General features: G+C 35.6%; 16 protein-coding genes. 4 read left to right on the top strand and 12 right to left on the bottom strand.

Annotation, left to right across the window (positions count from 1 at the left end; genetic code table 11):
- Nucleotides 1-50: 50 nt before the first annotated feature.
- Nucleotides 51-1,829 carry an arginine--tRNA ligase gene (gene argS, locus ACFX5D_RS02135; RefSeq protein ID WP_379856617.1) on the bottom strand — a complete coding sequence of 593 codons (1,779 nt, stop codon included), beginning with the start codon at nt 1,827-1,829 and terminating at the stop codon, nt 51-53.
- A 229-nt stretch (nt 1,830-2,058) separates the two neighbouring features.
- Here argS and ACFX5D_RS02130 point away from each other — a divergent pair, with 229 nt between their 5' ends.
- Complete coding sequence (locus tag ACFX5D_RS02130; RefSeq protein WP_379856616.1) at nt 2,059-6,342, top strand: T9SS type B sorting domain-containing protein; 4,284 nt, start codon at nt 2,059-2,061, stop codon at nt 6,340-6,342.
- Between the two features lie 195 nt (nt 6,343-6,537).
- On the opposite strand, the gene ACFX5D_RS02125 is transcribed toward ACFX5D_RS02130, so the two are convergent.
- The 3 genes from ACFX5D_RS02125 to ACFX5D_RS02115 all read right to left on the bottom strand — a co-directional run bounded on the left by ACFX5D_RS02125 (nt 6,538) and on the right by ACFX5D_RS02115 (nt 9,372).
- The gene (locus ACFX5D_RS02125; protein ID WP_379856615.1) at nt 6,538-7,218 is read right to left on the bottom strand and encodes a copper homeostasis protein CutC; all 681 of its coding nucleotides are present in this window, start codon (nt 7,216-7,218) and stop codon (nt 6,538-6,540) included.
- A complete protein-coding gene (locus tag ACFX5D_RS02120; protein ID WP_379856614.1) occupies nt 7,219-8,214 on the bottom strand; it encodes an isoaspartyl peptidase/L-asparaginase family protein in 996 nt (331 codons plus the stop codon).
- Nucleotides 8,215-8,364: 150 nt separating this feature from the next.
- A complete protein-coding gene (locus tag ACFX5D_RS02115; protein WP_379856613.1) occupies nt 8,365-9,372 on the bottom strand; it encodes a 3-oxoacyl-ACP synthase III family protein in 1,008 nt (335 codons plus the stop codon).
- 336 nt (nt 9,373-9,708) lie between these two features.
- On the opposite strand from ACFX5D_RS02115, the gene ACFX5D_RS02110 reads away from it, so the two are divergent.
- On the top strand, nt 9,709-12,120 hold the full coding sequence (locus ACFX5D_RS02110; RefSeq protein ID WP_379856612.1) for a S9 family peptidase: 2,412 nt from the start codon (nt 9,709-9,711) through the stop codon (nt 12,118-12,120).
- A gap of 191 nt (nt 12,121-12,311) precedes the next feature.
- On the opposite strand, the gene ACFX5D_RS02105 is transcribed toward ACFX5D_RS02110, so the two are convergent.
- From ACFX5D_RS02105 to ACFX5D_RS02095, 3 genes are all read right to left on the bottom strand, one after another.
- Entirely contained in the window at nt 12,312-13,259 is a 948-nt protein-coding gene (locus ACFX5D_RS02105) for an ABC transporter ATP-binding protein (protein WP_379856760.1), read from the bottom strand.
- Nucleotides 13,260-13,364: 105 nt separating this feature from the next.
- Nucleotides 13,365-14,060 (bottom strand): YiaD family glycine zipper/OmpA-like lipoprotein, encoded by a 696-nt coding sequence (locus tag ACFX5D_RS02100; RefSeq protein ID WP_379856611.1) that lies wholly within the window; start codon nt 14,058-14,060, stop codon nt 13,365-13,367.
- Nucleotides 14,061-14,078: 18 nt separating this feature from the next.
- Nucleotides 14,079-14,552 (bottom strand): hypothetical protein, encoded by a 474-nt coding sequence (locus ACFX5D_RS02095; protein ID WP_379856610.1) that lies wholly within the window; start codon nt 14,550-14,552, stop codon nt 14,079-14,081.
- Between the two features lie 180 nt (nt 14,553-14,732).
- On the opposite strand from ACFX5D_RS02095, the gene htpG reads away from it, so the two are divergent.
- Both htpG and ACFX5D_RS02085 read left to right on the top strand, forming a co-directional pair.
- Nucleotides 14,733-16,634, top strand: a complete 1,902-nt coding sequence (gene htpG, locus ACFX5D_RS02090; protein WP_379856609.1) for a molecular chaperone HtpG — start codon at nt 14,733-14,735, stop codon at nt 16,632-16,634.
- Between the two features lie 390 nt (nt 16,635-17,024).
- On the top strand, nt 17,025-17,942 hold the full coding sequence (locus ACFX5D_RS02085) for a hypothetical protein (protein WP_379856608.1): 918 nt from the start codon (nt 17,025-17,027) through the stop codon (nt 17,940-17,942).
- Nucleotides 17,943-18,013: 71 nt separating this feature from the next.
- Here ACFX5D_RS02085 and ACFX5D_RS02080 read toward each other — a convergent pair whose 3' ends face one another.
- Genes ACFX5D_RS02080 through ACFX5D_RS02060 form a run of 5 tightly spaced genes read right to left on the bottom strand, consistent with a single transcriptional unit; the run spans nt 18,014 to nt 22,466 of the window.
- Entirely contained in the window at nt 18,014-18,979 is a 966-nt protein-coding gene (locus ACFX5D_RS02080; RefSeq protein ID WP_379856607.1) for a sodium-dependent bicarbonate transport family permease, read from the bottom strand.
- A 36-nt stretch (nt 18,980-19,015) separates the two neighbouring features.
- The gene (locus tag ACFX5D_RS02075) at nt 19,016-20,368 is read right to left on the bottom strand and encodes a dihydroorotase (protein WP_379856606.1); all 1,353 of its coding nucleotides are present in this window, start codon (nt 20,366-20,368) and stop codon (nt 19,016-19,018) included.
- Between the two features lie 3 nt (nt 20,369-20,371).
- Complete coding sequence (locus tag ACFX5D_RS02070) at nt 20,372-21,331, bottom strand: L-threonylcarbamoyladenylate synthase (protein ID WP_379856605.1); 960 nt, start codon at nt 21,329-21,331, stop codon at nt 20,372-20,374.
- A gap of 3 nt (nt 21,332-21,334) precedes the next feature.
- Entirely contained in the window at nt 21,335-22,171 is an 837-nt protein-coding gene (locus tag ACFX5D_RS02065; RefSeq protein WP_379856604.1) for a DUF6671 family protein, read from the bottom strand.
- Entirely contained in the window at nt 22,164-22,466 is a 303-nt protein-coding gene (locus tag ACFX5D_RS02060) for a hypothetical protein (RefSeq protein WP_379856603.1), read from the bottom strand. The genes ACFX5D_RS02065 and ACFX5D_RS02060 overlap by 8 nt, the downstream gene beginning before the upstream one ends.

Raw genomic sequence — 22,466 nt, 5'->3', positions numbered from 1 at the left:
ATGACATCTTTAAATTGTTATTAATCAATAACGTAAAAGATTTATGATTATTACATTCTTTCCGGTACACTAATACCTAATAGTCGAAACGAAGCCGCAATCGTATCCGCTACTTTTTTAGAAAGTTGCACTCGGAATATTTTTTCATTTACTACATCTGATCCTAAAATAGGAACCGCTTGGTAGAATGAATTGTATTCTCGCACTAAATCATACGTATAATTTGCCAGCAGTGCAGGGCTGTGATTGTGTGCCGCATTTTGTATCACTTCAGGAAATAATTCGAGTTGCTTCAATAATTCTTTTTCCTTTTCATGAAGGGTAACTATTTCTGATTTACTAGAAAAATCAAAATTTGCTTTTCGAATTATAGATTGGATTCTGGCATAAGTGTATTGGATAAACGGCCCTGTATTTCCCGCAAAATCAACTGATTCTTCCGGATTAAAAAGGATTCGCTTTTTTGGATCCACTTTTAAAATATAATATTTCAAAGCACCTAGACCTATTGTATTGTATAATTTAGCTTTTTCATCTGCTGAATAAGTATCTAATTTACCCAAATCTTCTGCAATTTTCTGAGCCGTATCCGTCATCTCCTGCATCAAATCATCTGCATCAACAACCGTTCCTTCGCGACTTTTCATTTTCCCAGAAGGCAAATCCACCATTCCGTACGATAAGTGAAATAGATTTTTAGACCAATCAAAACCTAGTTTTTTCAGAATTAAGAACAACACTTTAAAGTGATAATCTTGTTCGTTACCAACGGTATAAACCATTCCGCCCACATCTGGGTAATCTTTCACACGTTGTATTGCTGTACCAATATCCTGCGTCATATAAACCGCGGTCCCGTCTGAACGAAGTACGATTTTACGATCCAGACCTTCATCAGTTAAATCAATCCAAACAGAACCATCTAGATCTTTTTCGAAAACTCCTTTTTCTAAACCAATCTGAACAACATCTTTACCTAATAAATAGGTATTGCTTTCGTAATAATAACAATCAAAGTCAACTCCAAGATTTTTATAGGTAATGGCAAAACCATCATAAACCCATTTATTCATGGTTTTCCAAAGCGAAATCACCTCTTCATCACCAGCTTCCCATTTCAATAACATTTCTTGCGCTTCCTGAATTATTGGCGCTTGTTTTTTGGCCTCTTCTTCTGTTTTGCCCGCGCTCATCATTTGAGCAATCTCTGCTTTATAAGCTTTATCAAAAGCCACATAATAATTTCCAACTAATTTATCTCCTTTTAAACCTGTACTTTCCGGAGTTTGTCCGTTTCCAAATTTCTGCCAAGCCAACATCGACTTGCAAATATGAATTCCTCGATCGTTTATGATTTGTGTTTTGTATACTTTTTTACCGGATGCTTTAATAATTTCCGCAACTGAATATCCCAAAAGGTTGTTACGCACGTGACCTAAATGCAAGGGTTTATTCGTGTTTGGTGAAGAATATTCCACCATAACCGCTTTTTCATCAGGATTTGGAGTAACGAAACCATACTTGGCCTCATTCTTAATTTCATTAAAGAAATTGATATAATACTGGTCTGAAATAACAATATTTAAAAATCCTGAAACGACATTAAAACGACTTACTTCAGCAACATTTTCTACTAAATAGTTCCCGATTTTATTTCCTAATTCTACTGGATTACTCTTTACAACCTTCAATAAAGGAAAAATAACCATAGTGATATCTCCTTCAAATTCTTTCCGAGTAGTTTGAAATTCTACTTTGTCAATAGCAATGCCAAATATGGCTTGAACCGCTTTTTCAATCGAGGGCGTAAGAATTTGTGATAATGTCATTTTATGTGTTTATTTTAAGGTTACAAATATAGTATTTAATTAGAAAAATCATTTAGAAAATCGATATGGAAACTCATAATAGCATTACTAAAGATTCTATTCTTCAGAGAAGAATTTTTAGTAAATTATAAGATTAAAATTACAAATAGATTAAAAAATATTATTACATCGTATTAATTTACTTTTTATCGATTTTTTGTATATTTGAAATATGCAATTAATTAATAATATGAAAAAAAATCAACTCCTGTTTTTATTATTATTTAATGTAGTTTGTTTTTCACAATCGGTAACAATTAATACATCTACTTACACGACGGATCAATTGATTAATGATATCTTAATCAATTCACCTTGTGTATCCGGAACCAATGTCACTTATAAATCCGGTTCGTTTTATGGCTCAACAAATGGTATTGGTTACTTTGAAAACAGCAATCCAAATTTCCCGTTCGCAAATGGTGTCGTTTTAACTACAGGCAATGTTAATAAAATTATCAGTCCCAATACTACTATTTTAAGTGATGGTAATTCAGCTTGGCTGGGCGATACTGATTTGGAAAGAAATTTACTTTCTCAATCAGGAATCACAATTAACTCTTTGAATGCGAGCTATATTGAATTTAATTTTCAACCAAAAACACCTAATTTTGATTTTTCATTTCTTTTTGCTTCTGAAGAATACGGAACATCACAATGCAATTTTTCAGATGCTTTTGCCTTTCTTTTAAAAGATGTTACCGCTGGTGGAGCCAATATCAATTTAGCTGTGATTCCGGGAACCACTACGCCGGTTTCTGTTGAGACGATAAGAGACAACACCTACAATAGCAATTGTCCTTCTGCTAATCCTAGCTATTTTGGTGCCTTTAACGGTAGTGGATTTGGTCCTGCCATTAATTTCAACGGACAAACTGTTCCGATGATAGCTTCCGCAAGTGGATTAAATACCAATCACATCTACCGTATAAAATTAGTAATTGCAGACGGAGGAAATAATACAGGCTATGATTCTGCCATCTTTTTAAAAGCAAATAGTTTTAATATTGGACAAAATGTTTTGGGATTAGACTATACTGTTGCAAATAATACGGCTATTTGTCCTGGAACTATTTTGCCAATATTATCCGCAAACAGCTTGAGCCCTGGAACTACATTTTTATGGAAAAAAGAAGGTGTTGCCTTTTCTCCTGCACGAGCTGGAGCAACTTTAGATCTTAGCAGTGTTCTTCCATTAATCGGATCTGGAATCCACACTTATAGTGTTTCTTACTTGGAGCCCGGCTGTACTGAAGTCACGGATAAAATAACAGTCCAAATTCTGCCTATTATTGGATCAATTGCTATTGTTCCTAATATTTACACCTGTAATACAGGAGCTTCATCCTATCTTTTTGATTTAATAAAAAATACCAAAATTATTTTAGCGGGACCAAATCAATCTACTGATGCAACTGGAATTTTAGATGATCTTCCTGCAGGAACAATTATTACCTATCATATTACCAATGTCGATGCAGTTGCTAACAGTGCCCCAATACCCATCCCTTACCCTATTTTAAATTCTGAAAATGGAAAAACAATTTATGTAAGAATTCAAAATCCGACTACTTTGTGTTATGAAATACGTTCTTTTCAACTACAGATTGTCGCCAGTCCAGTAATTGCAGCTGTTCCCAATGATGTAACACTATGTGCCAGAAATAGTATTGATGCACCACCAAAAGCAAACTTCGACTTAACGCCGCAAAAAACTTCAATATTAGGCTTACAAAACCCCGCCTATAACCATCTATCCTTTCATTCTTCTTTAGTTGGAGCAAATAACAATACAAATATAATAAGTCCCAATACTAACAATGTATTATTATCAACGAGCAATACGGTTTGGGTACGTCTGCAAAATATCTCTGATAGTAACTGCTTTGTCGTAACTAGTTTTCAACTTACAGTGACTTCTTTACCGTCAGTGGATATTTTGAAGGATGTATTTGTGTGCACATCCTATACTTTACCCGTTTTAACAAATGCAGAAGCGCAATACTGGACTGGACCAAATGGAACGGGAACGCAACTTTTTACCGGAAATAGTATCAATAAAACTACTGACACCTATATTTTTAACCAAAATGGGATTTGTACCAATCAAGATATATTTAGAATTACCATAGTGAATCTGGCTACAATCTCTCCTGTTTCATCCTCTTATTGTACCAAGTATATACTTCCGATATTGCCCTATGGTAAATATTTCACTCAAAGTGGTGGCACCGCAACATTCGGAAATACTGAAATTGTACCTGGAAAAGTTATAAATACAGCAGGAGAGAATACATTACATGTCTGGTTTGAAGATACAACCGTAACACCTTCATGTACAAAAGAAAACATCTTTAAAATAACGATAATTCCTTTTACTCCGTTACCGGGATATGCAAACCAATTTGACTGTAATTCCTACACGTTACCAGCAGATCCAAACGGTGGCGTTTATTACACAAGACCAAATAAAGGATTGCCAATAATTCCAGCAGGCACTGCCATAAATACAACTTCAACAATTTTTGTTTACAAAGAAACCTATACTTCTCCAAAAAATTGTGCTGATGAAAAAATATTTAAAGTTTTCATTGGGCTAGCACGCATTATTATACCAACAAATGTAAATTCATGTTCAGCATACCTATTACCAAACTTAACAGTAGGAGAATATCGAACTGCTCCTGCGGGTGGCGGAACAGTTATTCCTGCTGGAACATTTATTAATGCCACTACAACACTTTGGTTTTATGTCACAGGTCAATCGTGTACCGATAATTTAGATTTTACCGTAACTGTAAACATTGCGCCATTGCCTGTATTAGCGGGCACAGCTCCACAATGTGATGTTTATTATTTACCGGCAATCGCACATTCTGGTAATTATTTCACGGGAACTTTAGGAACCGGTACGCTTCGACCAGTGGGCTATCCTGTAACTACAACGCAAATCATGTATTTTTATGACAAAGCTACTTCAGGAACTTGTTATGTGCAAGAAGAATTCTTAATTACCATCAATAAATCGCCTGCAATTGATGCAAAACCGGTTGAAGTTATTCGATGTGGCCAAAATTATATTTTAGATAATTTGATAAACGGGGAATATTACGAATTTGCAGGCGGACCATCGCCTACAAATCCTGTTTTACCGCCCGGTACTATTTTGACAACCTCAAAAACAATCTATGTTTATGCTCCTGCTACCGCCACTAACAGCTGCGTATCAGAATATAGCATAGATGTTTTCGTCACATTTGTAAATGAAATACAAGACCAATATGCCTGCAACAGTTTTAACCTACCCGCCATAGTGGGCATGGGAAGTTATTATACTGCTCCTGCGGGTCCCTATGGAACTGGAGTACAATTACTACCGCCCTATTCCCCAATAACGACAACAGCAACGCTTTATGTTTATGTAGAAAACAACAATAGAGTTACCTGTATCGATGAAGATCCTTTTATTGTCACCATTTATAATACTCCAACGATAACACCTATTGCTCCTGTAACCCGATGTGAATCTTATGAACTGCCTTCGTATACAGCTCCTGTAACACGATATTTCACCAATCCAGGAGGTCCGGGAAGCAACAACACTGAAAAATTACCAGGGGATTTCATCACTGTTTCAACCACTATTTATGCCTATGCCGAATCAGGAACATCAGCAACGGTGATTTGTCCTGCCGAAAAACCGATGGTAATAACTATCACCCAAAAACCAAAACCAGTCCTTACCGTCCCTACCATTTGTATCGATATTGATACCGGAAATACTACCGATGCCTTTATTGAAAGTGGATTTAGCGCACCCAGATATTCATTTGAATGGAAAAGCGAAGATGGAACTTTAGTAGGTACAGCTGAGAATTTTTCAACAAATGAACCTGGAAACTATACGCTTACTATTACTAACTTATCTATTTTTGGTTGTACCTCTGACAGCGTCCCTTTTACGGTTATTGAATCTTCAAAACCAGCCTCTGTAAGTTATACAACCAGCGGATGGTTCACGGAAAACCAAACCTTAACTGTTATTACCGTCCCATTTGTAGGTGATGGAAGCAATTTCTTATATTCATTAGATGCAGGTCCCCCTCAAGAGCGTAATGTATTCACCAATGTGAGTTCCGGAATTCATGAAATAACGGTCAGCGATGCCAATTGCGGAACTTTCACCATTCCAGTGATAGTGAAACTTATCAACAGTCCTAAATTCTTCACTCCAAACGGCGATGGATTTAACGATACCTGGAACATCACCGGAATACCAAATCAAGAAAATTTAAAATTATATATTTTCGATCGTTATGGAAAACTATTGAAAGAACTATTGCCAAACGGTTCCGGTTGGGACGGAACTTTCAATGGATATAAACTCCCAGCGGATGATTACTGGTTTTCTATCATATATACCGAAGACAATATATCTAAAGAATATAAATCCCATTTTTCTTTGAAACGATAAAAACTCCCCTATTGTCTATAATGGCTTTCCTAATCGAAAGCTTTTTTTTGTTATTTAAACAAAAAAAGCAAAATCCTTGTAACAAACTAGCCCTTCCTTAGTCTACTCTAAATCAAAAGAAATTTATTTTAATAGTTTGTTGCAAAAAGAAAAACCCGGAGTATGCCAACTCCGAGTTTTTTTATTTATAAAGTTTTACAAAGATTCTAAATTTGCTTTTAGGGCCTGGATCTCCTCCTGATTTGCAAGTTCCCCTGCATCAATAATTGCGGAAGAATGATAGAAAACAGCTTTTGTTTTTTGTTTTAATGCGGTAATATTAACAGAACGCAAACCGCCGCCCGGCATAATTACAATTCGATCAGTTGCTTTTCTAACTAAGGCTGCCAAAACATCGATACCGTCAAGTAGATTTGTATCTTGTCCAGAGGTCAAAATGGTTTTAAAACCACATCCGATTAGAGATTCAAGTGCTTGAAATTTATTTTCTACTCCATCAAAAGCACGATGAAACGTACAAGGAAATGGGTTTGCCAAAGCAACTAAATCTTTATTTTGTTGTTCATTGACACTACCGTCTTCGTTTAAAATTCCAAAAACAAAACCATCTATTTGAAGTTTTTTGATCGCCAAGATTTCTGATTTCATTTGTTCCACTTCAGAATCAGAATAAACGAAATCCCCACCACGAGGCCGAATCATAACATTCAAATCGATGGTAATTTTATCGCGAACAGTTTTGGTAAGTTCTAAATCTGGCGTTGTTCCGCCCGCTGTTCTATTGGCACACAATTCAACCCTGTCAGCACCACTATTTTCAGCAATTATAGCCGATTCTAAATTAAAACAGGCAATTTCCAGTTGTGCTTTTTTCATTTATTTCAAAAAATAATCGGCATCAATTAATCGGTTTCCCATTGCATCATGGATGGCGTAATTAAAACCGCCTTGAATGCAATACGAGCCATATTCTCCTTTTTTATTTAAGGCAATGAAACCAACTTGGATGTCTTTTACATTTTTATTTCTTTTTTGAGTCAAATTGACGATTCGGGCCACCGCTTCCTCACACGCTTTTTGTGGTGATTTTCCTTGGCGCATTAGCTCAACCACTAAGTGACAACCAGAAATCCGAATCACTTCTTCTCCATGACCAGTTGCTGTTGCAGCGCCAATTTCGTTATCTACATACAATCCTGCCCCTATAATTGGCGAATCGCCTACTCGACCGTGCATTTTGAAAGCCATTCCGCTGGTGGTGCATGCGCCGGAAAGATTGCCGTCAGCATCCAAAGCGATCATCCCAATGGTATCATGATTTTCAATATTGGCAATGGGTTTGTATTGGCTGGTTTTCAACCACTCTTTCCATTCTTTTTCAGATTCTTCCAACAATAAATTTTCTTTCACAAAACCTTGTGACAAGGCAAACTGCAGGGCTCCGTCACCAACTAACATCACATGTGGCGTTTTTTCCATCACAGCGCGAGCTACGGCAATGGGATGTTTTATAAATTCTAAACACGCTACTGATCCTATATTTGCATTTTCATCCATGATGCATGCATCAAGTGTGACGCGACCGTCTCGATCTGGTCTTCCGCCATAGCCTACACTACGCTCCGTTGGATCGGCTTCTGGAATTTTTACTCCGGCTTCGACAGCATCTAAAGCTCGTCCGTTATTTTTTAAAATTTCCCAAGCGGCTGCATTCGCTTGGATTCCAAAATTCCATGTCGAAAGCACAATAGGCTTACTTCCTTTTTTAGATGAAAAATCATTTTCTTCCTCTGGTTTCCCTTTGAATGAATATAAAGCCATAGCTGCGGAAGCGAAAGCTGCCGTTTTCAAAAAATTTCTACGATTTGTCATTTTGATTGTATTACTATTGGTTGCATCAATTTTGAACTATAAATATAACGGTTCCTCTTAAATAAAAAAAGCCTGCACAATAATTTGCGCAGGCTTAGACTATTTATTAAAGAACAATTGGAATCGACATACGATTTATTGTACTATTATTTACCATTTAATAATGGCGCTTCCCCAAGTAAATCCACTTCCAAAAGCGGCTAATACAACCGTATCCCCTGATTTTATCTTTCCTTTTTCCCACGCCTCGGTCAAGGCAATCGGAATAGAAGCGGCGGTAGTATTACCGTATTTTTGAATATTATTATAGACCTGATCATCGGTCAAGTTGAATTTCTTTTGGATAAACTGTGAAATTCTCAAATTCGCCTGATGCGGAATCAACATATCAATGTCTGAAACCTGTAAATTATTCGCTTGTAAGCCTTCATTTATTACTTCGCTAAAACGAACTACTGCATTTTTAAACACAAATTGTCCGTTCATGTACGGGAAATAACTATCGTCATCCGGATCATTATCTGCAAGAATATCAGTAACCCAACGTCCACCCATTCCAGGTGCTTTTACAATTAATTCTTCGGCATGTTGCCCTTCTGAATGCAAATGAGTCGATAAAATTCCTTTTGTCAAATCCTCCTCCCTGCTCAAAACGGCTGCTCCCGCACCATCACCAAAAATCACCGAAACGCCTCTACCACGAGAAGTCATATCCAGTCCTGTTGAGTGTACTTCGGATCCAATAATCAAAACATTTTTATACATTCCCGTTTTAATATATTGATCTGCCACTGACAAAGCATATATAAAACCAGAACACTGATTTCTAACATCTAAAGCACCCACGGTTCTTAAACCTAAATCACGTTGCACTAAAACTCCTGGGCCAGGAAAATAATAATCCGGGCTTAAGGTAGCAAAAACAACAAAATCAATATCCTCTTTTGCAACACCGGAACGTTCAATGGCAATTTCAGCCGCTTTTACTCCCATCGAAGTGGTCGTATCTTCACCTCTTATTATGTGTCTTCTCTCTTGAATCCCTGTTCTTTCCTGAATCCATTCATCGTTGGTATCAATGATTTTCGACAAATCATCGTTGGTGACCACATTTGAAGGAACGTAAAATCCTAATCCTGCTATTTTCGAATGGTACATATTTTGTTATTTTATTAAAATCAAGGATGCAAATTTAAATATTCTTTAAAACTTAAGACCACAAATTACTATTTTTTTGGCAACTTATCAATTATATCTATTTTTTAAGGAGCTTTTTCCAGCTGTCTGCTACAAATGAAATTCACTAAACTCTAATTAAAATATAGTGAAGTAATCCTTTCATGCATCGTTAAAACGATATAAGAAAAGGATTTCCACTTTTATCTGGGCTAGGGATACGATACAACAAACATTTGATCCTGAATGTAACAATATTCAATTCTTTGAGACAAATTAGGACGACAACACTTCTATTAATCGATAATATTTCAACATATGAAATTAAAAGTTACCTTCTTATTGTTCCTTGCCCTTGGCTTAACCGCGTTGGCACAAGAAAACTTAAGCTACCAAAAACCATCTAAATCCATTTTAGATTTAGCAGATTATGAAAGAGCTCCTTCAGTATCCATGGATACTAAAAAAGAATATATGCTCTTAAGCTATCGAAATACATATAAAACTTTAGATGATTTAAACCAAGAAGAATTGCGATTAGGCGGTCTAAGGATCAATCCGGTAATCAATATTTCGAGCACTGTTACCTATATCACAAACATCAAATTACGAAAAATAAAAGACAAAACGGAAATACAAGTTTCGGGATTACCTGAAAACCCCCGTATTAGCAATGTATCTTGGTCACCAAATGACAAGAAAATTTTATTCTCTCATTCAACAAATACGGGAGTACAACTTTGGGTATTAGATGTTGCTGCTGCAAAAGCTACAAAATTAACAGAAGCCACAGTAAATGCTAATTTGGGAAACCCTTTCAGTTGGTTCAATGACAACGAAACTATTTTGGTGAAAATGCTGCCAAAAAATAGAGCTGCCTTATTAGATGCCAAAAAAGATTTGCCAACAGGTCCGATTATTTCAAATGCGAACGGTTCAAAATCACAAAACAGAACCTATCCGGATATGTTGAAAAACAAAAATGACGAAATCAATTTTGAAAACATTATTACTTCTGAATTGTATAAAGTAAACATCAACGGAACAGCAACTTTATTCAAAACTGCCAATACGTATGCTGGAGAAAGTTTCTCTCCAGACGGCAATTATTTGATGCTGACGACCATTCAAAAACCATTTTCTTATATTGTTCCGTTGAGTCGTTTTCCATTAAAATCAGTAGTTTGTGATAGAAATGGTACGGAAATAAAAACAGTTAATGAAGTGTCTCTCAACGAAATTATGCCAAAAGGTTTTATGGCAGTTCGAAAAGGGAAAAGAGAAATGAGTTGGAGAAATGATAAACAAGCTACATTATCGTATGTTGTCGCTTTAGATGAAGGAGACCAAGCCAATAAAGTTGATTTTAGAGATGAAGTTTTTCTTTGGAATGCTCCTTTTGATGGCGCTGCAACCTCATTAGTAAAAACACCACAACGATTTAGTACTGTAATTTGGGGAAATGATAACGTAGCGATTATTTCAGATGAATGGTATGATACTCGAAATACCAAAACGTATTTGATAAACCCATCCGATTTAAACCAAAAACCAAAAGTAATTTCGGATAGAAATTCACAGGATATTTATTCTGATCCAGGTAATTTTGAAACCAAGAAAAACCAATACAATAAATATGTGTTGGCTATAGAAAATGATAATGCATATCGCATTGGAGATGGATTTACGAAAGACGGACAATTCCCTTTTATCGACGAATTTAATCTTAAAACCTTATTACCAAAACGTCTTTATACCTCAACCTATAAGGACAAAAAAGAAGATTTATTGGAAATTGAAGATTTCAAAAAAGGAGAGATTTTAGTTCAAATTCAATCTAAAAATGATTATCCAAATTATTACTTTAGAAACATCAAACAAAAAAATAGTTTAACACCAATCACGACTTTTAAAAATCCGTTTGAAAGCATCAAAAATGTAAGTAAAGAAGTAATCAAATACCAACGAAAAGATGGTGTGGAATTATCAGGAACTTTGTATTTACCAGAAGGCTATGATAAAGTAAAAAAAGAAAAATTGCCACTATTGATTTGGGCTTATCCCGCAGAATACAAAGACAAAAAATCAGCAGGACAAAGCAATCAAAACCCGAATGAATTTACGTTCCCGTATTATGGATCATTTGTCTACTGGGTAACCAAAGGTTATGTGGTATTGGACGATGCTTCATTTCCAATTATCGGGGAGGGAACAACAGAACCAAATGATAACTTTATGTCACAATTAGTTGATAATGCGGAAGCAGCAATAAATGCGGTCGATGCCTTAGGTTATATAAACAAGAAAAAAGTCGCTATCGGCGGACATTCGTATGGTGCTTTTATGGTTGCTAACTTATTGACGAATTCTAATCTTTTTGCTTGTGGTATTGCAAGAAGCGGCGCTTACAACCGAACTTTAACTCCTTTTGGATTCCAAAGTGAACAACGCAACTACTGGGAAAGACCAGATGTTTACAATACCATGTCGCCATTTATGAATGCGGATAAAATGAAAACACCAATGCTTTTAGTGCACGGTGAAGCCGATAATAATCCGGGAACTTTTACCTTGCAAACCGAGCGTTATTTCCAAGCTTTAAAAGGATTAGGTGCTCCAGCCAGAATGGTAATTTTACCAAAAGAAGCGCATAGTTATGTGGCAAAAGAAAATATTTTGCATCTACTTTGGGAACAAGACCAGTTTTTAGAAAAATACTTAAAGAACTAAATCAGAAACCAGAGTTCAGATAATCGAGAGATAGATTATAAAACAAAACCTCAAAATCTATAAAATTTTGGGGTTTACTTTTTTACTGCAACAGTGTTATAAAAGGAGAAAAGGACTTTCACTTATAATAGTTATCAAAATTAAAATCACTGGTTACTGAACAATGATTACTAAACACTTCCTCTTGCTTCTTACGCTAACATCAATGTTACTTCTTGATTAACCTCTAATTCTGAATCATGTTCAAAGAAAATTGCTCTTCTTTCAAATGCCGCTTTAATTAAATAATGACTTCCTTTAAAGTAGGACTGTTTTACAACCGCTTTCATCTTTCCGTTATCAACTACTTTTAATTGGTGGGGATATAATAAAAGAAGTTCGTCATGGTCGCCCTCAAGTTCAATTAATTGCGATAATTTCAACTCATTAACTTCTCCAAAAAGGGAAGCAACATATTTATTCGCTGGATTTTCATACAAGGTTTTTGAATTCCCTTTCGCAATCACATCTCCATTTTTCATCACGATAGTTTCATCTGAAAAGGATAAAGCATCCGTGCTATCATGGGTAGCTGTGATACAGGTAATTCCTTTTTCTTTTAGGTATCGGAATAAATTTCGACGTAAAGAGTTTTTCCTGAAAGTATCAATTTGGCTAAAAGGTTCGTCCAACAAAATTATTTCTGGCTCTACCGCTAAAACTCTTGCTAAAGCTACTCTTTGTTGCTGTCCGCCGCTTAGCGTTTTTGCTTTTACTTTTGCAAACTCGGTCATTTCTAACAGTTCTAACAGTTCTTGAACCCTTGCTTGTTTAGCACTACTATTTGTATTCGACAAAAACTTGCCTACATTTTCTTCAACAGTGGTGTAAGGCATCAAGTCAAAATCCTGCGCTAAATATTTTATGTAATCCTCACCCGGGACAAGATTGTGCTTAGGTCCCAGAATTGGTTTTTCATCATTTAAAATGATACCGTGATCAAGATCGTATAAACCGTAAATGAGTTTTAGTAACGTACTTTTACCGCAGCCGCTTTCGCCAATAACGGCTATATTTTGCCCTTTGGCAATCGTAAAACTAACATTCTTTATAACCGGATTTTCAATATAAGTAAAAGAAATGTTTTTAATTTCAAGCATCATCGTGATTTAATAGCGCAAATTTACACTGTTTAATTTAAATAAAAAGCCAAAAAAAAAGCTGTTTCATTACGAAACAGCTTTTCTTTTTTGTATATTATAACGTTAGTTTTTCACCTCCGATTTTGCTTCTTGAATCATTTTTTCATTTGCGGTAATAGCAAACTCCACACGACGGTTTTGACTTCTACCATCAACTGTCTCATTTGATGCAATTGGGTCAGCAATTCCTAAACCAGTTGTTTGAAATCTAGCAGAAGAAACTCCTTTGCTAGCTAAATAACTTTTAACTGATGCCGCTCTTGAAGCAGAAAGTTTTAAATTATAAGCAGCGGTACCCGTATTATCAGTGTATCCGTAAATAATGATATCAGTATCAGGATATTCTTTAAAAACTGGAACTAATTTATCTAAATTAGCTTTTGCGGTAGCAGTCAAGGTCGCTTTGTTTGTATCAAAACGCACTGCATTCTCATTCAAAACTAATTTGATACCTTCTCCTACACGAACCACTTCAGCTCCCGGAAGTGCAGCATCGATTTCTCTTGCTTGTTTGTCCATTTTATTACCAATAACACTACCGGCAACTCCACCAACAACACCACCCAAAACAGCACCAAGTGCTCCTTTTCCACCTTTTCCAAGGTTATTTCCTAAAATTCCTCCTATAACCGCACCACCAACAGCCCCTATTCCAGCTCCTTTTTGTGCGTTATTCGTGTTTTTTAATGCTTCACAACTTGTAAACATTGAACCCATTATCATTAATGTTGCTAGTGCAACTATCGAAATCTTTTTCATATCTATCTTTTTAATTAATTAGTTTTTTTGAAATTGGTAAACTACATCAGTCATTTTACCAGCCACATCAATTTTATCAATTAATTGAAATGATGTTGAAGTTTGGTTTGCTAACATAAGAATGTATCCTTCTTTAACTTTTTTTGCTTTCAAACCTGCATTTAAAACTTTTAATACAAATTGTTTATCTTTATTTACAAACCAAGTTATTGGTGAACTAAATGACGTACAACCTGCCTTTGTTAGAGCCATCGTACCTTTATTATTGTTTGAAACAAACTTCCAAGTACTCCCAACAAAACATTCAGAGTCAGCAATTTGAAATGAATTCACTTTTACATATTGAGAACCAGGATAGCTAACTGAACCGATTACCCAATTTCCTTTCATAGCAATTTGTGCTTTCGAATCTATATTTGTACTTGTTGCTGATGTTGACTTGCAAGCGAACATCAAAACAGACAAAGCACATAATAAAATAATTTTTTTCATCTTTTTAAATATTTGATATTAATATTACTACAAAGATACAAAGGATAAAAAATAAAATAGTTTCAAAATTAAATCATTTTGTATCAAAATTAACAGTTGCGCCAATTTGTCACATCATTTACAATTGGTATTCTATTTGAAAGAATAAATCAATCAGATTAAACTTAAATATTTACAAATATGACAACAGGTAAAATTAATGTTTCAGTAGAAAACATCTTTCCTTTAATCAAGAAATTCTTATACAGCGACCACGAAATTTTCTTGCGAGAATTAATTTCTAACGGAACAGATGCAACACTTAAATTAAAGCATTTAACCAGCATTAGCGAAGCCAAAGTAGAATATGGCAATCCTATTATCGAGATCAAAATTGATAAAGAAGGGAAAAAATTACACATTATCGACCAAGGTTTAGGGATGACGGCTGATGAAGTGGAGAAATACATCAACCAAGTTGCTTTCTCTGGCGCGGAAGAATTTCTTGACAAATACAAGGATTCTGCTAAAGATTCTGGAATTATTGGCCATTTTGGTCTTGGTTTCTATTCTGCTTTTATGGTTGCTGAAAAAGTGGAAATCATCACTAAATCTTTTAAAGATGAACCTGCTGCACACTGGACTTGTGATGGTAGTCCGGAATTTACTTTAGAGCCTGCTGACAAAACTACGCGCGGAACAGAAATTATCTTGCATATTGCTGAAGATTCTCTGGAATTCTTAGAAGATTCAAAAATTAATCAGCTTCTTAATAAGTACAATAAGTTCATGCCTATTCCAATTAAATTTGGAACTAAAACGGAGAAAATTGAACAAAAAAAGGGTGAAGAAGTTGCTGCAGAAGATAAAGACAAAATTTTTACTGAAGTTGAAGTAGACAATATCATCAACAACCCAAACCCGGCTTGGACGAAACAACCAACGGAGTTGTCAGATGAGGATTATAAAAATTTCTACAGAGAAGTATATCCAATGCAATTTGAAGAACCGTTATTCCACATTCATTTAAATGTAGATTATCCGTTTAATTTAACCGGTATTTTATATTTCCCAAAATTAGGTTCTGATTTACAAATTCAGAAAGACAAAATCCAATTGTACCAAAATCAGGTATACGTTACGGATAATGTAGAAGGAATTGTTCCTGAATTTTTAACGATGCTTAAAGGGGTTATCGACTCACCGGATATTCCTTTAAATGTATCTCGTTCTGGATTGCAAGCAGATGCCGCGGTGAAGAAAATCTCCAATTATATTACGCGTAAAGTTGCCGATAAATTGAAATCGTTGTTTACTGAAAACCGTGAAGATTTTGAGCAAAAATGGAACGACATCAAAATCGTTTTAGAGTACGGAATGCTTTCTGAAGATAAATTCTATGAGAAAGCAGGAGCGTTTGTTTTATATCCAACAGTTGATGGAAAATATTACACGCTAGAAGAATTAAAAGAAAACCTCGCTGCAAATCAAACGGATAAAGATGGGAAATTAGTGGTTTTATATGCTGGAAATAAAGAAGCGCAGCACTCTTATATCGAAATTGCAAAAGACAAAGGATATGAAGTATTAGTGCTTGATTCTCCAATTATCTCGCATTTAATTCAAAAAATTGAAGGCGATAACAGCAACATGACTTTTGTACGTGTGGATTCGGATCATATTGATAATTTAATCAAGAAAGAGGAAACTACTATTTCTAAATTATCGGAGGAAGAACAAACCAACTTGAAAACCGTTTTAGAAGCTATTGTTCCTAAACAAACGTATTCCGTACAACTGGAAGCTTTAGATAGCAATGCTTCGCCATTTATCATCACGCAGCCGGAATTCATGCGTAGAATGAAAGAAATGAGTCAGTCTGGTGGCGGTGGAATGTTTGGAATGGGAAATATGCCGGAAATGTATAATTTAGTGGTGAATACTAATTCTGAATTGGCAACAGGCATCCTAAACAACAAAGACAAAGACGCTCAAGAAAGTTTGGTCAAGCAAGCGCTTGACTTAGCTAAATTATCACAAAACCTATTAAAAGGAGAAGCGTTGACCGCTTTTGTGAAAAGAAGTTTTGAGCTGATTAAATAAGCAGAGAACCTATTTTATGAAGTAAGTGTGAATCGCTATTCTAAACTTGCTTAGGAATATCCAAAATACTAAAGCTGTCCAATCTTGGGCAGCTTTTTTTTTGTAGCAAAACGATTGTTTTCCAGAATTACTTTCGTCCCGCTATGTGCTACAATCTTTGCTTTTGGCTCACGCCAAAGCAAAGGATTTCCACTCCTATCGGGGCTATTTACAGCTTTTTAAGGTTATAACTTCGTTCAGCAAAAGGACTAACCAATTGATGATTTGTAAAGGATTATTTATATATTTGTATTTAAACCGCTATTTAATAGCGACAATCTACCCAATTTTGGGTGCATACTGGCTATAGAGTAACGGGCATATACAAGTTATGGCTTATTATAAAAGAAGATGACAACAAACATTGAAAATTTTGCAGATATTGATACCGTTAAATTAGCAATCCAAAAATTTCAAGAGATTGGTTGGCCTAGCTTTAATGAAACTGATAATATTGATGAATTCGTTGAAAAGATAACAAAACAAATTAGTGAGGAGTTAGGCAAATTTCCTAACTATTTAATGCCATTAAAACCTAAAAACTTCCCTTTTGGTATTTTTAGAGTTAGAGAAATGACAGAGTCTACTAATTTTGATTTATATGCAGAACATTCTTATCCACCGGTAGCATTTACAAAACTTGGAAGATGCAATTTTCCCAAACATCCTGTTTTTTACGCCTCTAATAACCCAATAACAGCGCTTGCGGAAGTTGTTAGAAATGAAGAATTCAAAGGCAAGAAATTTTGTATTTCATCATGGGAAATAATAAAGTCAAATGACACATTCATATTTGAAAATTTTCTTCAAACATCCTTGCATCCAAAGAATCATTTTGCTGTATTAGCAAAAGCCTTAGCAAATAGAGTAAATGAGCCTTTCGATATTAAGCTCCCCGAGGAACAAACACAGGGAATAGTACAATTCCTAAAATACATTGACAGTCAATTTATTAGTGATGAAAATTATTCCTTTTCTGCATCTTTAGCGCACAGACGTATTTATGGAAAACATAATTTCTGTACAGATATTCTAATGTATCCTAGTGTTCAAACATTAATGCAGGGTGTTAATCTCGCAATTAACCCAAACTTTGTTGATAATCACATGCGCGTAAAAAGATTTTATATAATTGAATTACAGAGTTTTGATAGGCAAAGTGGGAAATTTATAATTACATTTCATAAATATGGCGAGATAAAGAAAAACGTGATTTTTTGGAAAAAAATACATACCTGCAGGCGCAAACTTACAGGTTTTTTTGTTTGAAAAATCATCAATGGTTTGCAATACTTTTTTAAGAAGCAAAATTAAGTGGTACTATTAAATAAAACATCTCATCAAATATGACACAATACAATTGAAAAATAAATAGGCATTCCAAAAGTAATGTTAAAAGGAAACGTTACTGCCAAAGCCATGGGTAAAAATATTCCGGGGTTCGCCTTTGGAACTGCAATTTTCATAGCTGCCGGAACTGCTATATAAGAAGCGCTCGCCGCCAAGACTGCAAAAATAAAGCGATTCCCAATATCTTCGGTAACGAATTGACTTAAAAAAGCAACAATACACCCGTTGATCAATGGGAAAACAATAGCAAAAAAGACGCTAAACCAGCCACTTTTGAAAAAATCATTTAATTTTCGTCCACTAACAATTCCCATATCCAATAAAAATAAAGCCAAGAATCCTTTGAAAATATCAGTGGTAAACGGTTTAATTCCTAAAGCCTGTTGCTCACTGGCCAAAAACCCAATAACCAAACTTCCAAGAATTAAGAGTACGCTTCCGTTTGTAAACGAGTGTTTAACAATTGTACTCATTTTAGTTTTCTGAACTTTTTCCTTACTAAATAATCGGATTAGAATTACTCCAATGATGATTGCAGGGGCTTCCATCAGCGCCATTACAGCTACCATGTGACCACTGAAATCGTAGTTTTGAATTTCTAAAAAAGAAATGGCAGTTACAAAGGTAACTGCACTCACGGATCCATAAGCCGCGGCAATAGCGCCTGAATTCTCAATGCTGTACCTTTTCTTTAAAATAAAAAAGGTATAGAATGGAATTAATACTGCAATCAATACCCCAAAAACGATTGACCAAAGTATGTCCACAGTAAAGTGACTATGAGCTAATTCCTGTCCGCCTTTAAAACCGATCGAAAACAGAAGGTATAGCGATATAAATTTAGAGGTATTCTCAGGAATTTCTAAGTCACTTTTGACATAGACTGCTATAATTCCCAAAACAAAAAACAACAAGGCCGGATTAGTTAAATTATCCAGTAATAAACTAAGATTCATATTTTAATTATTTTAAAATTATTTTAAACATTTTGATTATCTTATCTTTTCAAATTTTAATCTTTTTCCCTTAAAGCCCGTCTGGACAAGTCCTTTTTCATACACCAAATTTCCATTTACAAAAGTTGAATTGATACTGCTTTTAAAAACCTGTTTTAAAAAAGGAGACCATTTGCATTTATATAAAAGTGAACTTGCGGTTACCTCCTGTTTTTTATTTAAATCGACTAAAACTAAATCCGCAAAATAGCCCTCCCTTATATAACCTCGTTCTTTTAATCTGTAAATTTCGGCTACATTATGGCTCATTTTTTCCACAATTTTCTCCAAAGAAATTTCGCCGCGATGAAATAATTCTAACATTGCCACGAGAGCATGCTGCACTAATGGTCCGCCTGAAAGTGCCTGAAAATAATTCCCTGCTTTTTCGGCAATAGTATGGGGAGCATGATCCGTTGCAATAATATCTATTGAGTTATTGAGCAAATACTGCAGTAAACCTTTTCTATCTTGCTCTGTTTTTATGGAGGGATTCCACTTGATTTTGGAGCCCAGTCTATCATAATCGGCATCTGAAAACCAAAGATGATGGACACAAGCCTCGGCGGTGATTCGTTTATCTCGAATGGGTACCGTATTATCAAATAATTTGGCTTCCGCCAAAGTTGAAATATGAAACAGATGCAAGCGAGTATGGTATTTTTCAGCAATGGAAAGTACTCTCTTGGTGGCTTTTAGGCAAACTTCCTCATCCCGAATTAGAGAATGATAAAAAAAAGGAATTTCAGTTCCGTAAAGTCGTTTATAATCCTTCGTATTCTTTTTTATCAGTGCATCATCTTCGCTGTGCAAAGCTACCAAGGTGTCAGTTCTTGAAAAAAGTTGCTCCAAAAATTCTGGATAATTGGCTAAAATTCCCTCATCATTACTAAAATAAAGACCATCATCCGTGATCCCACATACATTTTCAGTATTTGTTTTTAAAGCTTCTTCCAAGTTGTTTTTTGAAATACCCATAAAAAACGAATAATTAGCAATTGATTTCTCGGCCGCCATCGTGTATTTTTCTTCTAATAACTCTTGAGTCAGCGTATTGGGAATAGTATTTGGCATATCCATAAAGGAGGTGATGCCGCCAGCGACAGCGGCAACTGACTCTGAAAAAATAGTGCCTTTATGAGTTAATCCGGGATCTCTGAAATGAACTTGATCGTCAATTACTCCCGGAAGCAGATAAAGTCCTGTTGCGTCAATTTCGATGATTTTTTTAGCTGGGTTTACGACAATCGATGGAGCTATCTTTTCAATTCTTTCACCTGATATCAACACATCTAAAACACGTATTTGACCTTCGTTAACTACAGTTGCGTTTCTTATAATAGTATCCATATTTTATTTTTGTGTGGCTCTTTTTAACCGGTCATTTATCGTTTTGCCCAAGCCAACATCTGGAAATCGTTCTGCTATAATACAGTCTAAATGGCACTTATCCAATCGATGCAAAGCAGCATACAATTGCGAAGCTGCTTCTGCTAAATTTCCTGTGGAAGATAAAATTTCCTGTTGCACAATTTTTGGATCATCAATCCCTTTTTGGAATACTAAAACTCCTATTTTCTGATCCGGGAACGTTGTCAGCTTCTTCTCAACATCAGCTGTTAAAAAAGTCGCCGTCAAAGGCGCATAGTGCTTAGAAAACATGCCTGGTGCCGCTGGAGCAATATCATCATGGGTAATCATTTTTACCGGCCCTACAATTGCTTCAATATCCTCTACTGCTATCGAACCCAAGCGGTACACAACAGGCTCCCCATTTTCAAATCCAACGATTGTTGATTCTATTCCCCTTTGACAAGCTCCCCCATTCAAAACCATTGGCAACACCTCTCCAAAATAGTCAGCGACATGTGCTGCCGTAGTTGGACTAATACAACCAAAAGGATTAGCACTTGGAGCCGCTAAAGGATAGGCTAACTGATTCAGCAGCGCTAAGGCTACAGGGTGATTTGGAACTCTCACCGCTACTGTATCTTTACCACCGGTAACCAAATCCGGAATTGCAATTTGCTTTTTTAAAACCAAAGTTAAAGGTCCCGGCCAGAAAACAGCAGCAAGTATCAGCGCTTTTTCAGGAATTTCTCTTGCTATTTCAGACAAGTCATTGGCCGACTTTATATGAACAATTAAAGGATTGAAGAACGGCCTTTGTTTCAACGCAAAAATACTTCGAATGGCTTTTGAACTGTAAATATTCCCGGCTAAACCATAAACCGTTTCGGTAGGAATACCGATAATCTGCTCCTGATTCAAAAGCGATACGGCGTTTTGAATCGAATTATTTATTAAACTCATACATTAAGGGTTACAGGAATCACAAAATCCTGGTTCTTCGATTGTTTTTTGATGCGGATACATCTTTTCGGAACTATAGAGACACTTGTTGCAGGTATAGATGAAACTCAGGGTGGAACTAGTGGGTGAAGAACACCAAGAACATGGCAACCCCTGTTTCACATCTGTAATACTAAAACCAGGTGTTGAGCAACTTGGACATTCTGTTTTTATAGTTTCCAATAATTTTTGTGCCGCTATTTTTAGCACTCCCATCCGAGTTGGATTATGCAGAGCCCGCATATCAGTTTCAGCATAGACACTTCCATATACGCTCATTATATACTGAAAAGAATCATCTAACTGATTCCTTGTAGTAATTCCCTTGCTTATTCCAATAAGGCTATCCTTTTTGCTTCGCAAAATTATGGCGTGCGACGGGAATTGAACTTTATTTGCAAAATCAGCAAGCATTTCTTTATTACTAATTGCTGCTCCATAAAAATTAGTGTCCAAGCTGAGTTCCCGTGCAATTATTTCCAAATCGTTTTTTTTATCGATGAAAATTAAAAACTCATCATCAGCCTGTGCAAAAAAAATCGAGGGATGTGACCCAAAGGAACCTTCGCTGGCTATTGCTAAATCGCAATCAAATTCTTCCATTGCAGCCAAGCATTTAGCTTTAACCGTTTCTAATGCCGTGTTTTTTCGCTCTACTTCGCCTGAAAAAGTGCCGAAAATATCCGAATCATACTTTTCAGGAACAAAACAGTGAACACCTAAACCTTTTTCAAAAATTGGAGCAATCACCTTCTCTTTGTGATGTTTTGTTGCAATAAGCAATTTCCTGTCTTTAAACATCCACTTCTGTTTCTCTTTTTGGTAAGAGTACAATTTGAATCACACCTTCAATTTTTAACTCCATATTTTTTAGGGCAGCTTCATTGATAAGATCTTTGATGTAATTAGAGGCCGCAGAAAGAGTTTCGAGCCTTATTTTTGAATGTGGATTCTCCTCTTCAAATCGAATTTGATTACTGAATTTTTCTAAATTATGATAGTTGATCTTATTATTGATTAACGAAAACAGTACTTTACCAGCTTCTGATGGTGTAAATTGACCTTCAACTAACTTAAATTGATATTCTTTTTCCAT

The organism is Flavobacterium fructosi (genome assembly GCF_042787335.1).
Lineage (GTDB): Bacteria > Bacteroidota > Bacteroidia > Flavobacteriales > Flavobacteriaceae > Flavobacterium > Flavobacterium fructosi.
Note: the sequence above shows the minus strand (reverse complement) of the source record. Positions and strands in the feature narration are given on the sequence as shown.

What these genes read in the sequence shown, in the direction of transcription:
- argS (WP_379856617.1), bottom strand. Translation starts at nt 1,829, where the DNA reads ATGACATTATCACAAATTCTTACGCCCTCGATTGAAAAAGCGGTTCAA.
- ACFX5D_RS02130 (WP_379856616.1), top strand. Translation starts at nt 2,059, where the DNA reads ATGAAAAAAAATCAACTCCTGTTTTTATTATTATTTAATGTAGTTTGT.
- ACFX5D_RS02125 (WP_379856615.1), bottom strand. Translation starts at nt 7,218, where the DNA reads ATGAAAAAAGCACAACTGGAAATTGCCTGTTTTAATTTAGAATCGGCT.
- ACFX5D_RS02120 (WP_379856614.1), bottom strand. Translation starts at nt 8,214, where the DNA reads ATGACAAATCGTAGAAATTTTTTGAAAACGGCAGCTTTCGCTTCCGCA.
- ACFX5D_RS02115 (WP_379856613.1), bottom strand. Translation starts at nt 9,372, where the DNA reads ATGTACCATTCGAAAATAGCAGGATTAGGATTTTACGTTCCTTCAAAT.
- ACFX5D_RS02110 (WP_379856612.1), top strand. Translation starts at nt 9,709, where the DNA reads ATGAAATTAAAAGTTACCTTCTTATTGTTCCTTGCCCTTGGCTTAACC.
- ACFX5D_RS02105 (WP_379856760.1), bottom strand. Translation starts at nt 13,259, where the DNA reads ATGCTTGAAATTAAAAACATTTCTTTTACTTATATTGAAAATCCGGTT.
- ACFX5D_RS02100 (WP_379856611.1), bottom strand. Translation starts at nt 14,060, where the DNA reads ATGAAAAAGATTTCGATAGTTGCACTAGCAACATTAATGATAATGGGT.
- ACFX5D_RS02095 (WP_379856610.1), bottom strand. Translation starts at nt 14,552, where the DNA reads ATGAAAAAAATTATTTTATTATGTGCTTTGTCTGTTTTGATGTTCGCT.
- htpG (WP_379856609.1), top strand. Translation starts at nt 14,733, where the DNA reads ATGACAACAGGTAAAATTAATGTTTCAGTAGAAAACATCTTTCCTTTA.
- ACFX5D_RS02085 (WP_379856608.1), top strand. Translation starts at nt 17,025, where the DNA reads ATGACAACAAACATTGAAAATTTTGCAGATATTGATACCGTTAAATTA.
- ACFX5D_RS02080 (WP_379856607.1), bottom strand. Translation starts at nt 18,979, where the DNA reads ATGAATCTTAGTTTATTACTGGATAATTTAACTAATCCGGCCTTGTTG.
- ACFX5D_RS02075 (WP_379856606.1), bottom strand. Translation starts at nt 20,368, where the DNA reads ATGGATACTATTATAAGAAACGCAACTGTAGTTAACGAAGGTCAAATA.
- ACFX5D_RS02070 (WP_379856605.1), bottom strand. Translation starts at nt 21,331, where the DNA reads ATGAGTTTAATAAATAATTCGATTCAAAACGCCGTATCGCTTTTGAAT.
- ACFX5D_RS02065 (WP_379856604.1), bottom strand. Translation starts at nt 22,171, where the DNA reads ATGTTTAAAGACAGGAAATTGCTTATTGCAACAAAACATCACAAAGAG.
- ACFX5D_RS02060 (WP_379856603.1), bottom strand. Translation starts at nt 22,466, where the DNA reads ATGGAAAAAGAATATCAATTTAAGTTAGTTGAAGGTCAATTTACACCA.